Below are 15,230 nucleotides of genomic sequence, written 5' to 3'. Positions count from 1 at the left end.
CGTCGCGCCTGCTCTCGCCCCCGACGAATCAGGGCCGTCCCGCCACCCGCGGATGACGGCCGCAACAGGGAAGGAGCGACAAGGTGACGATGCTAAAGGACGACAATCAAAGCCGGAACAGGCGCGGAGCGCGTTTGTGGCTGGCGGGATCTTCCATCGCGGCCATGATGTTGGCGATGCCGGGCGGCGCGCTGGCACAAGATGGCGCGCCACAAACGGCGGCGGACGAAGAAGTGGCGGACATCGTCGTCACCGGCTTTCGCGAATCCCTGGGCGCGGCGATCAACCTGAAACGTCAGTCGGTCGGTTCGGTGGATGCGATCGTGGCGGAAGATATCGCCAAATTCCCGGACCAGAATCTAGCGGAATCGCTCCAGCGCATTCCCGGTATTTCGATCCAGCGTGACGGTGGCGAAGGCCGCGCCATCACCGTGCGCGGGTTGGGCGCGCAGTTCACCCGTGTCCGCGTGAACGGGATGGAAACCGTGGCGACATCGACCGATGGAGCCAGTGCCAACCGAGACCGTGCCTTCGATTTCAACGTGTTCGCGTCCGAACTTTTCAGTTCGCTGGTCGTCCACAAAACCGCTGAGGCCTCACTCGACGAAGGCTCACTCGGCGCAGTAGTCGATTTGAACACCGGCAACCCGCTGGCGGGCAAGGATGGTTTCACCTTCGTCGGATCGGCGACTGCTTCCTATAATGACCTGTCCAAGAAATGGGGGCCGCGCCTGGCAGGCCTGATGTCTTGGAAATCGCCGGACGGTCGATGGGGCGTAGCGCTGTCGGCGGCCTATTCCAAGCTCGACACGCTTCAGATGGGTAATAATACGGTGCGCTGGTCGCAAGCCCGGTTCGACAGTGTCGACGGCACGCCATGCTTCACGCAACCCAATAGCGGCGGCACCTATCTGCCCAGCGCCGGTTGCGATGAAGCCGCGCTCGCTTTCCATCCACGTATCCCCCGCTATGGCGAAATCGCGCAGGAACGTGAGCGTCTGGGTATTACCGGTTCGATCCAGTGGGCACCGTCCGATGCGACCAAAGTGTCGATCGACGGTCTGTTCTCCCGCTTCCGTGAAACCCGCGAAGAGAAGTGGGGCGAAGTGCTGCTTCGGTCGAACGAGCGATCGATCGACGTCGTGAACCCGGTCTATGACAGCAATAATAACCTGGTGTCGGCGACGCTGAACGACGCCTGGGTGCGGACTGAACATTATCTGCGCAAATCCCAGACGAAATTCTACCAGTTGGGTGCGACCTGGGACCAGGATGTCAGCGATAGCTTCCGCTTCACGCTGCTGGGCGGCTTCTCCAAGTCGGATGCCTCGATCCCGGTCGAGACGACTTTGGTGTTCGACGATCGCGATGCGCAGGGCTATAGCTATGACTATAGCAATATGAAGCGCCCCGTGCTGACGTTTGGAACCAGCGTGACCGATCCGGCCAATTTCCAATTGTCGGAAATTCGTGATCGCCCATCTTCGACGGTCAACAAATTCCGTACCGCGCAACTGCGGACCGAATGGGATGTGACGGAGGGCTTCACGGTCAAGGCGGGCGCAGTCTATCGCCGCTTCTCGTTCGATACCGAAAGCTTCACGCGCGATACGGTCGTCTGCGGCAATGGTGGTGTCGATCGGGTTCTGGGCACTCTGAATTGCTCGCCATCATCGGCATTTGGCCCGTCCGCCGTCTATGGTTTTCCGGTTACCGCCGCGCTGGCGGAAATGTTCAATCTCAAGGGCGCGAACGCACCGGCGGGTACCACGACGCAATGGCTGGTTCCCAATCTGGCAGCGGGGACCGACTTTACGAACCTTTATGGGCGCACCCCCACTATCGATGCCGGCAATACCCGCAGCGTGGTGGAAGAAACCAAGGGCGGCTATATCCAGTTCGACGCCAAGGGCGAGATTTTCGGACTGGAATATGCGGCCAATGCGGGCATCCGCTATGTCCGGACCAACCAGAGTTCGGTCGGCCTGAACAATGCGGTTCCGGTGGAGGTCTCGCGGTCCTATGAGGATTGGCTGCCCGCGATGAACATCGCCTTCTTCCCTCATCGGGATTTCGTGGTGCGCGCATCGGTGGCCGACGTGATGACGCGGCCTTCGCTGGGCAATCTGACGCCGGGCGGATCGGTCGATGGGTTCAACTATCGAGTCAGCTTCGGCAATCCCAACCTCAGTCCGTTCCGGGCGACGGCCTATGATCTCGCGCTGGAATGGTATTTCGCGCCGCAGTCGATCGCGTCCGTCGCCATATTCAAGAAGGATGTTCAGAGCTTCCCGATCGGCCAGACGATCAACGGCACTTTCGCCTCGACGGGTCTTCCCCTGTCCGTCATCCCGCCAAGCTCGCCAGCAGCAGGGCAGCCTGAGCGGGACGAAGGCTGGGCGATCAACACGATCGTCAACGGCACCGGTGCGAGCCTGAAGGGTATCGAATTGTCGGTGCAGGCACCCTTTACCTTCCTGCCCGGTTTCCTGTCCCGTTTCGGCGGCATCGCCAATGCGACCTTCGTGGACTCCAGCGCAGACTATAGGGTGGCGGGGCCAGCCGTGGTGCCGGGCGGTGGGACGGTGTCCTCGGTTCGCAATGCCACCCTGTTCGGCCTGTCGAAGCGGGCGTTCAACGGCACCATCTATTATGAAGATGCCAAGTTCAGCGCGCGCGTCTCGGCCAGCTATCGCAGCGGCTATATCGACCAAAATAGCGGCACGGGTAACGTGTTCGAAGGCTATAACAGCACGATCAACGTCGATGCGTCGATGCGCTACAAGCTGACCGACTGGATCGAATTGTCGCTGGAAGGCATCAACCTGACCGACGATTATCGCGATCGCTACACCGACCTCGACGCCAATCGCAATTATGAGCAGTTGCATTATGGGCGCACCATCCAGTTGGGGGCGCGCTTCAAGATGTAAGGCTCATGACCGGGTCGCCTCTGCACGGGCGGCCCGGTTTTTTTGGTTGGGAAAGACTATGGCGATCAGTCGGCGCGACGCGATGACGGGTGTATTGGCGGGAAGCACGCTGGCGTTTGGGCGCGTGGAGGCTGCCACAGCACCCATGGCCGCGACGGACTGGAAACGGGGTTTCGACAATCAGCGTATCGCCGATTTGGGCGACGGGCGCTTCCTCAATCCGCTGATTTCGGGCGACCGCCCTGATCCGGCCATCCTCAAAGATGGCGCGGATTATTACATGACCTTCTCCACATTCGACAGCTATCCCGGCGTTACGATCTGGCATAGCCGCGACCTGATCAACTGGCAGCCGCGCGGAGCGGCATTGCACAAGAATATCGGGTCGGTATGGGCGGTCAGCCTGGGAAAGCATGGCGGGCGCTATTTCCTCTACATTCCGGTGAAGGCGGCCCCCAACAGCATCTTCGTGATCCATGCCGACACGATCGACGGGCCATGGAGCGACCCCATTGACCTCAAACTGCATGACCATATCGACCCCTGCCATGTGGTTGGCGAGGATGGCAGCCGCTGGCTGTTCCTGTCGGGCGGCGACCGGATAAGATTGAGCGATGACGGACTGTCCACGGTCGGCACGGTCGAGCATGTCTATGATCCCTGGCGCTACCCCGACACGTGGGATGTGGAAGGATTTTCACCGGAAGGGCCGAAGATCCATCGCCATGGCGGGTGGTTTTACATGCTGACCGCGGTGGGCGGGACAGCGGGGCCGCCGACCGGGCATATGGTGATCGCAGCGCGATCCCGCTCCATTCATGGTCCCTGGGAGCAGCATCCGGGCAATCCGCTGGTCCGGACCGAAAGCCTGGCCGAACGCTGGTGGTCGCGCGGCCATGCCAGCCTAGTGGAAGCGCCCGATAAAAGCTGGTGGGCGGTCTATCATGGCTATGAAAATGGTCTTTGGACATTGGGTCGGCAAACGCTGCTCGATCCGGTCGAATGGACGGCGGATGGCTGGTTCCGCATGACCGGCGGCGATTTGTCGCAGCCCATTGCCAAGCCGCGCGGTGGCCCAGCACTGCCGCACGGCATGGCGCTGTCGGATGATTTCGCGACGCTGAACCTCGGCGCGAAGTGGAATTTCTTCAAGCCGACGCCCGACGAAGCAGACAGGGCACGGGTGGAAGACAACATATTGTTCTTGAAGGGGCGGGGGACCGCGCCAGCCAATTCATCGCCGCTGCTGCTGATTGCGGGTGACCCGGCCTATGAATTTCAGTGCGATATCGAGATCGCGCCGGGCGGGACAGCGGGGCTGCTGCTTTTCTATGACGACAGGCTCTATTGCGGGCTGGGGTTTGACGAGAACCGCTTCGTCACCCACCAATATGGCATGGAACGGGGCCGCCCCGCCAATCCCCACGGCCGCAAGCTGACGATGAAGGTGACCAACCGTCACCATATCGTTTCCTATCATCTGAGCGGTGATGGCGGGCGGACATGGCGCCGCTTCGACCGGGGCATGGAAGTGTCGGGCTATCATCATAATGTGCGCGGCGGGTTCCTGATGCTCCGACCGGGCTTGTTTGCGGCTGGTCCGGGGGAGGCGCGGTTCCGCAATTTCCGGTTTCAAGCGCTTTGATCAGGCGGTCGTCAGGCTCGTGCGGATCGCGGCCTTGAGTATCTTGCCGGCGTCATTCTTGGGCAAAGCATCGACCCACAAGACACTTTCGGGATATTTGAAGCGGGCAACGCCTTGGCTGGCGAGAAAGTCAGCCAAAGAGGCTATGTCGGGTTTTGCGCCGTTGCGCGGGACGATGACGGCAACCGCCTTTTCCCCTGTGCGCGAATCGGGAATGCCGACGATCACAATTTCGGCGATGTCGGGATGGGCGATCAACAGATCCTCAATCTCCTTCGGCGCGATATTCTCGCCATTGCGAATGATGATATCCTTGATCCGCCCAGTGACGACCAGATGGTCGCCTTCGATCCATGCACCCTGGTCGCCGGTGCGATAATAGCCGTCGGCGTCGAAGCTGGTTTCCTCATCCTCCCGGTGGAGATAGCCGACCATCATCTGCGGTCCGCGCGCACGGATTTCACCATCGGGCGCGATGCGGATGGTGGCGATGCCGGGGCGGCCATCGGTATCGGCGGCATGATCGCGATCGGCCGGGTCGATCACGCCGACAGTGGTGACGGGCAATTCGGTGGAGCCATAGACGCGGCTGACGATCGCCTTGTCGAAATAGGTGGCAGCGTCGCGGATCAGGCTGGGCGGAACCGATGCGCCGCCGCAGATGAAGAGTTTAAGGTCGGGCAGGCGCGTCCCGGCTGCGCGCGCCGAGGCCAGCAGATGCTGTAGAAATGGCGTGGCACCCGCCATATGGGTGCAGCGCTGGGCGCTCATGATGGCGACGGCTTCATCTGGGTTCCAATGTTCCATCAGGATCGCGGTCGCCCCCAACAGCAGCGGCGTTTCGAAGGCGTAGATCGATCCGCCAATATGGCTGATGGGGGACGGCACCAGAAAGCGGTCGCCCCGTTCGACCAGCCAATGGCGGCCGATTTGGCGGATCAGCGCGTTGATGCTGTTATGGCTGTGGAGAACGCCCTTTGGCCGTCCGGTGGTGCCGCTGGTATACATGACCATGCGAACATCGTCGGGATCGACGGTTGGGAGCGGCGCGTCGGCGACTTCTGCCAGCAGGTCGGCAAAGGCGATGTGCGGGCCTGCCTCGCCGCGCAAGACGACGACGGCGGGCGGGCTGTCCAGCGCCGGGGTGACGCGCGCGAGCATGGCGGCATAGTCATGCCCGCGAAAGCTGGCGGGGATGAAGATCATCGCACTGTTCAGGTCGGCGAGGATGAAGCGCAGATCATGGTCGCGCAGCGAGGGCAGGATAGGGTTGGCGACCATGCCTGCCAGTGTCGCGCCCATGTAGATGATCGCGGCTTCGTGCCAGTTGGGTAGCATGAAGGAGATGGCGCTGCCCGGTGCGAAGCGGGCGAGCATGGCTTGTGCCAGACGGGAGGCCTGCGCGTGGAGGGCGGCGGCGGTCAGGCTGGTGACGCAGTCGATCAGCAGGATGCGGTCGGGCGTTTCGCGCGCGGCCCGCACCAGCGCATCGGCGGCGGTATCCGCCTGCCACCAGCCATCCTTATAGGCCTGCGCCGCGAAGGTGTCATCACGGCGGACGGACCAACCGGTAGGCGTCGTGCGCCGGAGCGAAGCTATGTCGGACATGACGCAGAAATGCGGGAGTTGTACGGCACGGGCAAGCCGCGCAGCAATCCAGCGCTCTGGCGATGGACGGTCAGAGCAACGCCCGGTAGCGCGCGAGCAGATCGTCGATGAAAGCAATGACGGCGCGGGTGTGGGGGGATTTTTGATGTTCGGGGCGCAGGACCAGCCAGTAGCTGCGCGTGATTTCGACCTCGTCGGGTAGGATGCGGACCAGGCCGGGCTCGCTGTCGGCCGAAAAACGATGGAGCAGGCCAAGGCCGACGCCTGACGCCACCGCCTTTTGCTGGGCGACGATCGAGCTGGAGCGGAATACGGGGCGGGCTTCGCCCGCGACTTCGGACAAATAGCGCAGGCCACGCATGTCGATCATCTGGTCGATATAGGCCACGAAAGGCTGCGCGGCGACATCCTGCGCGCTGCGGATCGGCGGATGACGGGCGAGATAGTCGGCGGATGCATAGAGGCCGAGTTGATAGTCGCACAGTTTGCGCACGACCAACTTACCGCGCGGCGGGCGATCGACGGTGATGGCGATGTCGGCTTCACGGTTGGCGAGGCTGACGGCGCGGGATTCGGGCATCAATTCCAGCAGCAGGTCAGGGTAGCGATCGTGAAAATCGGCGATGTTGGGAGCAATGATATAGGTGCCGAAGGCTTCGGGCGTGGCGAGGCGAACTTCGCCTGCGATGGCTTCGGCCCGGCCCGACAGCGTGGCGGCGGCGGCTTCGAACTCACGCTCGACCCGTTCGGCATGGTCGAGCAGCAGCGCGCCCGCCGCGGTCATCACCACGCCGCGCGAAGTGCGATCGAACAGGCGCGCGCCCAGTGCGTCCTCCAGCGCGGTCAGGCGGCGGGCAACGGTGGTGTGGTTGACGCCCAGCGCCTGCCCCGCGCTGGTCAGGCGGCCAGCACGCGCGACGGCAAGGAACAGGCGAAGATCATCCCAATGCAGCATATATATCCATGCACAACAGATGCGCACATATGATCATTTTTGCGCAGGGCGCCATAGGCTAATCGCCGCGTCAGGCATTTATCGCGAGGGCATCATGCGCATTATCGACAATTTCATCGGCGGCAGTCATCAGGCATCGACATCCGCTCGACTGGGCGACGTGTTCGATCCGGCGACCGGCAAGGTGCAGGCGCAGGTCCGCCTGTCCGATCCCACCGAACTGGACGCGGCCGTCGCCAATGCGCAGGCGGCGCAGCCCGCATGGGCGGCGATGAACCCGCAGCGGCGGGCGCGGGTGATGTTCAACCTCAAGGCGCTCATCGAAACGCATATGGATGAGCTGGCCGAAATGCTGACGGCCGAACATGGCAAAGTGCATTCGGATTCCAAGGGCGATATCCAGCGCGGGCTGGACGTGGTGGAATTCGCCTGCGGCATTCCGCATCTGTTGAAGGGCGAATATAGCGAAGGCGCAGGACCGGGGATCGACGTCTATTCAATGCGCCAGCCGATCGGCATCGCGGCGGGGATTACGCCGTTCAATTTCCCGGCGATGATTCCGATGTGGATGTTCGCGCCAGCGATCGCGTGTGGCAATGCGTTTATCCTCAAGCCCTCCGAACGGAACCCGTCGGTGCCGATGCGGCTGGCGGAGCTGGCGATGGAGGCGGGGCTGCCCGCAGGCATCCTGAACGTCGTTCATGGCGACAAGCAGGTGGTGGACGCGATCCTCGATAATCCGGCGATCCGCGCCGTCAGCTTTGTCGGCTCGTCCGATATCGCCCAATATGTCTATGGTCGCGGCGCGTCGAACGGCAAGCGGATGCAGTGCATGGGCGGCGCGAAAAATCATGGCATCGTCATGCCCGACGCCGATCTGGACCAGGCGGTCGCGGATATTCTTGGCGCGGCATACGGGTCGGCGGGCGAACGCTGCATGGCGTTGCCGGTAGTGGTGCCGGTGGGCGAAGCGACGGCGGTGGCGCTGCGGGCCAAGCTCGAAACCGGGATAGCGGGATTGCGCGTCGGCGTGCCGAGCGATCCTGACGCTCATTATGGTCCGGTGGTCAGTGCGGCGCATAAGGCACGGATTGAAAACTATATTCAGATGGCGGTTGATGAAGGGTCTGAACTGGTGATCGATGGGCGCGGCTTTGCGTTGCAGGGGTATGAGGAGGGGTTTTTCCTGGCGCCGACGCTGCTCGACCATGTGAAACCGGACATGAAAAGCTATAATGAAGAGATTTTCGGGCCGGTGTTGCAGATGGTGCGAGCCGACACGTTCGAGGAGGCGCTGAGCTATCCGACCAAGCATCAATATGGCAACGGCGTGGCGATCTTCACCCGCAATGGCGATTATGCGCGGAAATTCTGCGCCAATGTCGAGGTCGGCATGGTGGGCATCAACGTCCCGATCCCGGTGCCGGTCAGCTATCACAGCTTTGGCGGCTGGAAGCGGTCGGGCTTTGGCGACATGAATCAATATGGCATGGATGGCGTGCGTTTCTATACGCGGGTCAAGACGATCACCCAGCGTTGGCCGAGCGGCGGTGCTGTGATGGATCAGAGCTTCGTCATCCCGACGATGGGCTGACGGAGAGGGCGGGTCGGCCACGGCTCGCCTTTTCATCGCTGTCGCACTGCTATAGCCTTATGTTACACAAGATGATGGGAGAGCGGTGATGAAACGGATGGGGGCGATACTGGCTGGACTGTTGCTGGCAAGCCTAACCAGCAGCCCGGTCACGGCGCGGACGCTGCTAGACTGCCCGCTTCGCGATGCACCGTTTTCGATCGAGTCACCCTTGGTTGATCTGTTGCTCAACCCGGTGGCGAAAAGCGTGCTGGGCACCCAGGCTCCCGATCTCTTCAAGGCTCTGCCTCCCAGCTTTACCTCGACGAAGGCGCCGACATTCGCGGCTATTCTGACGGTACGGACGATGGGGGAAAAGGCCATGACGCCAGAAGCGCTGGCCGCTATCGACCAGCGTTTGCGGGCAATCCCGGTGACGGATGCGGACCGGGCGGCACGGTGCGCCCGTTATGATGATGATCGTCCGAACTTTACGCTGCCTGATAAGAAGCTGGCGGTCTTGCTGTTCGAGAAGATGACCGGTTTCCGGGATGGGCCGTCGGTCGAAGCGGCAAAGGCTGCCTTTCTGGCCATGGCACAGCGTGAAGGCTGGGCGATCGTCGTGACCGACAAGGGCGGTGCGATGAATCCCGCGACCCTGGCGCAGTTCGATGTCGTCATCTGGAACAACGTCAGCGGAGACGTATTGACCCTGTCCCAGCGCAAGGCCTTTCGCGACTATGTCGAGGGCGGCGGCGGTTTCGTAGGGGTGCATGGATCGGCCGGCGATCCGGCGACGTTTTGGGACTGGTATGTCGATACGCTGATCGGCGCGCGCTTTGCCGGGCATCCGATGGAACCGCAATTTCAGGATGCGCGGGTCGTGGTCGAAAATACAAGTCATCCTGTCAATCAGGGTCTGCCCAAGGCGTGGGTCATGAATGACGAATGGTATTCCTTCAAAAGCAATCCGCGTGGGACCGGGGCGACGATCATCGCGACGTTGGACGAAGGCAGCTACAAGCCCGGCGAACCGTTGACGATGGGTGATCATCCCATTGCCTGGACGCGCTGTATTGGCAAAGGGCGCATGTCGTACAGCGCTATTGGCCATCGCCCGGAAACCTACGTTGACGTGCATCATGTACGGTTGTTGGAAAATGCGGTGCGGTGGGCGGGCGATCGACGGGCGACGTGTCAGCCTGAATAGAAAGGCGCTTTAACATAATATATATTATCGATTATTTTTGCTGTAAGCGCAATTTAGAGATGTCACTCCCCGCAATTTAGAGATGTCACAACCGGGACGTCTTGCGGTTCCGGTGGCATGTTCTCCTGCATGCGGGAGGACACGCTTATGACGGTGGTGGCAATGAGCCATGGCGAGCTTTCACGGTACGATACACTGCTTCGTTTCGACCGTGGTGAACTGAGGGTCGAGGATGCAGCGATGCTGCTTGGGGTATGTCGCCGCCAGGTGTACCGGTTGCTCGACCGATTACATACAGACGGCCCTGAAGCACTTGTGTCTTGGAAGCGCGGCCGCCCTAGCAACCGCGCCTTCAAGGAGGACCTTCGCACACGCGTTCTCGACCTGGTGCGCCAGCACTATCATGATTTCGGTCCGACGCTGGCGACCGAATATCTCGCCGAGCGGCACCAGATCACGATTTCGCACGAGACTTTACGCAAGTGGATGATTCAGGCCGGATTCTGGAAGGACCGTGACGCCCGTCGCCCTCGCCCGTATCAACCGCGTTATCGGCGGGACTGCCGGGGTGAGCTGATCCAGATCGACGGCTCAAAACATTGGTGGTTCGAAGACCGCGGCCCACAATGTACTCTGCTGGTCTATATTGACGACGCTACCAGCGAGCTGATGCACCTCCAGATGGTCGAGAGCGAGAGCACCTTCGCCTATATGGAGGCGACGCGCCAATATATAGAGCGACATGGCAAGCCGGTGGCGTTCTATTCCGACAAGCACAGTGTTTTCCGCAATGCCAAAGCCAGCGCAGCGCGCGGGGATGGCATGACGCATTTTGGTCGCGCGCTGGATGCTCTGAACATCGAGATCATCTGCGCCAACTCGCCGCAGGCCAAGGGCCGGGTCGAACGGGCCAATGCCACCTTGCAGGATCGCCTGGTCAAAGCGATGCGCCTGGAAGGCATCTCATCGATCGAGGACGCCAACACCTTCCTCGACAGCTATAGGACCAGGCACAACGAGCGGTTCGCCCGACCCGCCTTCCATGCCCGCGATCTGCACCGCCCCCTCGCCCCACATGACGATCTGTGCTCGATCATGGTCTGGCGGGAGCAGCGGACCGTGACGGCTGCACTGACGCTGCATTACAACAAGGCGATGTTCATTCTGGAACCGAACGATGTCAGCAAAAAACTGGCGCGCAAGCGGGTGACGGTCTGTGAATATCCCGACGGCAGGCTGGAGATCGAGCATGAGGGCCATGTCCTGCCCTATCGTCAGTTCGACAAGATGCGGCAGGTGAACCAACCTGCCATTGTCGAGAACAAGCATCTCGACGCGGCGCTGATGTTGGCCAGACAGATGCAAGCGATCATGCCGCATCACCGTAAACGCAATAATGACGCCCCTGCCCGCCGCGACCAGCCCATGCATATGTTCCCCGAGCCAGAACCGCCCGCGAAGATCGATCGCCGCAAACTGGGTGGGTCAAAGCTCAAGCGCGGTCCCAGGCTGAGCGACGCAGAGTTGCGCGAACGCGGCACGCTCAGGTTCGTGCAGAGGACATGACCGCGCCCACTGCTCACGCAGCGGGTCCATGGTCCACCAGCCCGTGGTCAGCGCATCAGCAGGGTCTGCGCTGCGCTATCCCGAGGGCTCCACGCAGCCCCTGCTGTCCTCAAGCCTGTGACATTTCTATATGGCTCAGATAGTGACTTCTCTAATTAGCAGGAACATTTGCGATGTTGGGTGGATTCTAGATCGAAGTGCGAAATCCTAGGATTTATAGGGGTTTGATCCCCTTTCCAGGAAGGCACATGATGAACGGCTACCAGCATCTGGGTTTGGATGAGCGGCGACAGATCTATCAACTGGCTGCAACCGGGCGGTCCGTGCATCAGATAGCAGCGTCGCTGCAGCGACATCGTTCGACCATCTATCGCGAGCTCAAACGTAATCAGCATCTCGATGACGAGCCGGTGTTTCGTGGCTATTTTCCAACGGCCGCACAAACGATGGCGGACAGGCGCCGGGTGCGTGGCGGCAAAATCGCCCGAAAGCCCGAGCTTGCCGCCTATATCGCCGACCGCTTGTCAGCAGCCTGGTCGCCGGAGCAGATTGCGGGATACCTTCGACGCCATCGCGGTAATCGTGAAGCCGTCTGTCACGAGACCATCTACCAGTTCGTCTATGGGCCGGACGGACGAAGCCAGGGCCTGTGGCGCCTTCTGCCTGTTGCCCGTCGATCTCGACGGCAGCGCTATGCGCGCAAGCCCCGCGGTCTGCATATCCCTTTGGCCAACACCATTGGCAAACGCCCTTCCGAAATCGGTAATCGCAGCAGCTTTGGTCATTGGGAAGGCGACCTGATGATCTTCAGGTTGGAATATGGCAAAGCCAACCTCACCTCGCTGGTCGAGCGCCGCAGCCGGTTTACTATCCTCGCCCGCAATCCCAGTCGGCATTCCGCCGGCGTCATGTCGGGAATCCAGCACCACTTGCACATGCTGCCCCCTTCCCTGCGTCAGAGCATCACCTTTGACCGGGGAACGGAATTTGCTGCCTTTGTGACACTCCAGAAGAAACTCGCGATGACGAGCTATTTCTGCCTGCCATCGGCACCCTGGCAAAAGGGCAGCGTGGAAAACAGCAACGGTCGCATACGGCGCTTCCTGCCGTCTGACACGGACCTGGCGTTGCTATCGGATAAGGAAATCCAGGCCGTTGCTGATCGCATCAACAGCACCCCTCGCAAGTGCCTGAACTATCGCACCCCGCATGACGTTCTGGGAGAGCAAATCACCCTCCTCAACGCCCGGTAGATTTGCCATCCAGGGTGGGGCTCGCCCCACCCTGGATGAAATGCTACGCATCCCATGGATGTCGCGCTTCAAATCGAAACCGCCTTTGTTTGCGGCGTTTCGATGGAGCTAGCCGCAGCATAAACTATGCGGCCCCTCCCAATCACGGAAGCGTTTGACGTTCGCACATTCTGCGCATAGTCGCAGGCGCACATTCACCCACGGGGTGTCCTGGCGCTGTCAGGGCTGAGACGCGGATCGGGCGCAAGGGGTGCCTAGTCCGCAAACCCGCGAACCTGATCCGGCTCATACCGGCGGAGGAATAGGGACTATGCGTCGTTACGCCATCATCTCGTTTACCTGTCTGTCCACCCTACCCTTCGCATTCGTATTGTCCAATGCGGCGCGGGCGGCCGAAGGGAGCGAGGCGGATCGCATCATCGTCACGGCGCGGGGGCGCGAGGAAGCGCAGATCGGCGTCCCCGATACGGTGACCGTCTATGGTCCCGCCGCCATTGCCGCGCGCAAGATGACGACGATCGACGATTTCATCGCGGCAACGCCGGGCATCTTCATCATCAATGATCAGGATCCAGGTACGAATTTGATATCGGTACGTGGCGTATCGACCAATCGCAGCCAGTCGCCTTCTATCGCTTATATCGTTGATGGTTTGGCGCTGGCCGATTCCGAACTCTTCACCCTGCGAACCTATGATGTCGCGCGGGTCGAGATATTGAAGGGACCGCAGGGCGCGCTGTTCGGCCGCTCGGCATCGGGCGGCGCGATTGCCGTGGCGACGAATGAGCCCGGCCCGGATTGGGGTGGCGAAGCGGCGGTCGGTATCGGCAATGGGTTCACTTGGACCGCCGATGGCGTGGTCAATGCGCCGCTGTCCGACCGTGTGCAAGTGCGGTTGGCGGGTTCCTATCGCAACAGCGAAGGGTTCATCCGCAACAGCTTCCTCGACAAAAAAGTCGATGGCCAGATCAGCCGCAACCTGCGGCTGAAGGCGACGATGGTGCTGAGCGAAACCGCGACCTTCAAACTGCGCGCGAGTTGGGCCGAGGAGGAAGGCGGCGCGGCCTATATCTCGTCGGGCAATGTGACCGGTCTTTACGGTGGTAGGCTGGCAGGCGATGCGCTGACCGATCCGTTCGGCGATTTCGAGGGACGTTCCGACCGCAATTATTGGGGCGTTCAAGCGACTTATGAGCAGCTGCTGGGTGATACCCTGAGCCTGAGCTGGACCGGCGGCTATGACGAATATCATAAGGATTTCGTCGAGGAACTGGATTTCCGCAACGACACGCCAATCACGCTAGGCGGTATTCCGCTCTTTCCAGATGGTATCCAGCCCATCTCTCAACCCGTTGATATTCTGGCCTGGACCAGCGAGTTGCGGCTGACATCGATGACCGATGGTCCGCTACGTTGGCATGTCGGGCTGTTTTTCCAGCGGCTGGAGCGCGACCGGACCGACGATTTCGGGCCTTTGCTGTTCGGCGCGGAAGCGTTACGCGCGGAGACACGCTCGAACCAGATCGGTGTCTTCGCTCAGGCGAGCTACGACATTGCGCCGCAGATCGAATTGACCGCCGCGCTGCGCTACGACCGCGATCGGCGCAAGGAAGATACGGTCGGCTCGACAAGCGGCGCGCTGGTGGCGCAGCGGGCGCGGACGTTTGACAAATGGCAGCCCAAGGTTTCGCTGGCGTGGCGGCCCAATGCGAACCTGACCGCTTATGTGACCGGCGCGGTTGGTTTCAAGGCGGGCGGGTTCAATCCCCTGCCCGGCGCGACGGATGTGTGGCAAGCCGTGTTCCCCGGCGAGACGACCAAGTCGGTCGAGGTCGGCGTCAAGGCGCAGAGCAGCGATGGCCGGGTGCGTGGGTCGATCGCGGGCTTCGTCACCGACTATAGCAATTTCCAGAATACGGTCTTCCTGGGCAATTCGGTGGTGCTGTCGGTGCCGCAAGTCGATGTCCATGGGTTGGAGGCGTCGGGCGATGTGGCGCTGGGCGCAGGGTTCCGCGTCGATGGCGGGATCGCCTGGACGCATAGCCGCACGGGTCGCTATCTGACCCCCAATCCGACGCCGGAGTCGGGTGAACCGGCGATCGTCGATATGAGCGGTAAGCGGACGCCCAATGCGCCCGACTGGACGGTCAATGGCGGGATCGGCTGGGAGGGCGCGGCAGGACCAGCGCTGGTCGATGCGCGGCTGAGCGTCGCTTATGTGTCGCGGGTGGATTTCGAGATCGACAATATCTTGCATACGCCGGGCTATACGTCGGTCGACGGGCGGATCGGCGTGACGCAGGGCGCTTGGACGTTCGACATCTGGGCGAAAAATCTGTTCGACAAGCGCTGGGCGATCTCCGCCTTTGGCCAGCAGCAATTGCCGCTGTTGTTGGGGATTGGTCCCAATGGGCCGTTCGACAGTTTCACGATCAATACCGGCCGCCAGTTCGGGGCGAGCGCCTCAGTCAAGTTCTGACAGGAGAC

9 protein-coding genes and 1 riboswitch are annotated in these 15,230 nt (G+C 61.3%); of the genes, 7 read left to right on the top strand and 2 right to left on the bottom strand.

The window, feature by feature from the left end; genetic code table 11:
- Positions 1-89 precede the first annotated feature (89 nt).
- Together OVY48_RS04040 and OVY48_RS04035 are read left to right on the top strand one after the other, a co-directional pair.
- Entirely contained in the window at positions 90-2,933 is a 2,844-nt protein-coding gene (locus tag OVY48_RS04040) for a TonB-dependent receptor (protein WP_409592953.1), read from the top strand.
- 58 nt (positions 2,934-2,991) lie between these two features.
- Positions 2,992-4,578, top strand: a complete 1,587-nt coding sequence (locus tag OVY48_RS04035) for a family 43 glycosylhydrolase (RefSeq protein ID WP_037476819.1) — start codon at positions 2,992-2,994, stop codon at positions 4,576-4,578.
- On the opposite strand, the gene OVY48_RS04030 is transcribed toward OVY48_RS04035, so the two are convergent.
- Positions 4,579-6,186, bottom strand: coding sequence for an AMP-binding protein (locus tag OVY48_RS04030; protein ID WP_037476818.1), 1,608 nt, complete (start codon positions 6,184-6,186; stop codon positions 4,579-4,581).
- 70 nt (positions 6,187-6,256) lie between these two features.
- A complete protein-coding gene (locus OVY48_RS04025; protein WP_069064303.1) occupies positions 6,257-7,141 on the bottom strand; it encodes a LysR family transcriptional regulator in 885 nt (294 codons plus the stop codon).
- A gap of 94 nt (positions 7,142-7,235) precedes the next feature.
- Between OVY48_RS04025 and OVY48_RS04020 the strand changes: the two genes are divergently transcribed.
- The 5 genes from OVY48_RS04020 (at position 7,236) to OVY48_RS04000 (ending at position 15,222) form a co-directional block, all read left to right on the top strand.
- Positions 7,236-8,735: a CoA-acylating methylmalonate-semialdehyde dehydrogenase gene (locus OVY48_RS04020; RefSeq protein ID WP_037478167.1), complete on the top strand. Its 1,500-nt coding sequence runs from the start codon at positions 7,236-7,238 to the stop codon at positions 8,733-8,735.
- 88 nt (positions 8,736-8,823) lie between these two features.
- A complete protein-coding gene (locus OVY48_RS04015) occupies positions 8,824-9,924 on the top strand; it encodes a ThuA domain-containing protein (RefSeq protein WP_052027611.1) in 1,101 nt (366 codons plus the stop codon).
- A gap of 147 nt (positions 9,925-10,071) precedes the next feature.
- Positions 10,072-11,490, top strand: coding sequence for an ISNCY family transposase (locus OVY48_RS04010; protein WP_313921885.1), 1,419 nt, complete (start codon positions 10,072-10,074; stop codon positions 11,488-11,490).
- A gap of 248 nt (positions 11,491-11,738) precedes the next feature.
- Positions 11,739-12,743: an IS30 family transposase gene (locus tag OVY48_RS04005; RefSeq protein WP_069064301.1), complete on the top strand. Its 1,005-nt coding sequence runs from the start codon at positions 11,739-11,741 to the stop codon at positions 12,741-12,743.
- A gap of 191 nt (positions 12,744-12,934) precedes the next feature.
- Positions 12,935-13,062, top strand: a riboswitch (TPP riboswitch).
- Positions 13,054-15,222: a TonB-dependent receptor gene (locus OVY48_RS04000; RefSeq protein ID WP_037473019.1), complete on the top strand. Its 2,169-nt coding sequence runs from the start codon at positions 13,054-13,056 to the stop codon at positions 15,220-15,222. It overlaps the preceding riboswitch by 9 nt.
- The last annotated feature ends 8 nt before the right edge of the window (positions 15,223-15,230 follow it).

The sequence above is a fragment of the Sphingobium sp. SA2 genome (genome assembly GCF_032227065.1).
Classification (GTDB): domain Bacteria; phylum Pseudomonadota; class Alphaproteobacteria; order Sphingomonadales; family Sphingomonadaceae; genus Sphingobium.
Note: the sequence above shows the minus strand (reverse complement) of the source record. Positions and strands in the feature narration are given on the sequence as shown.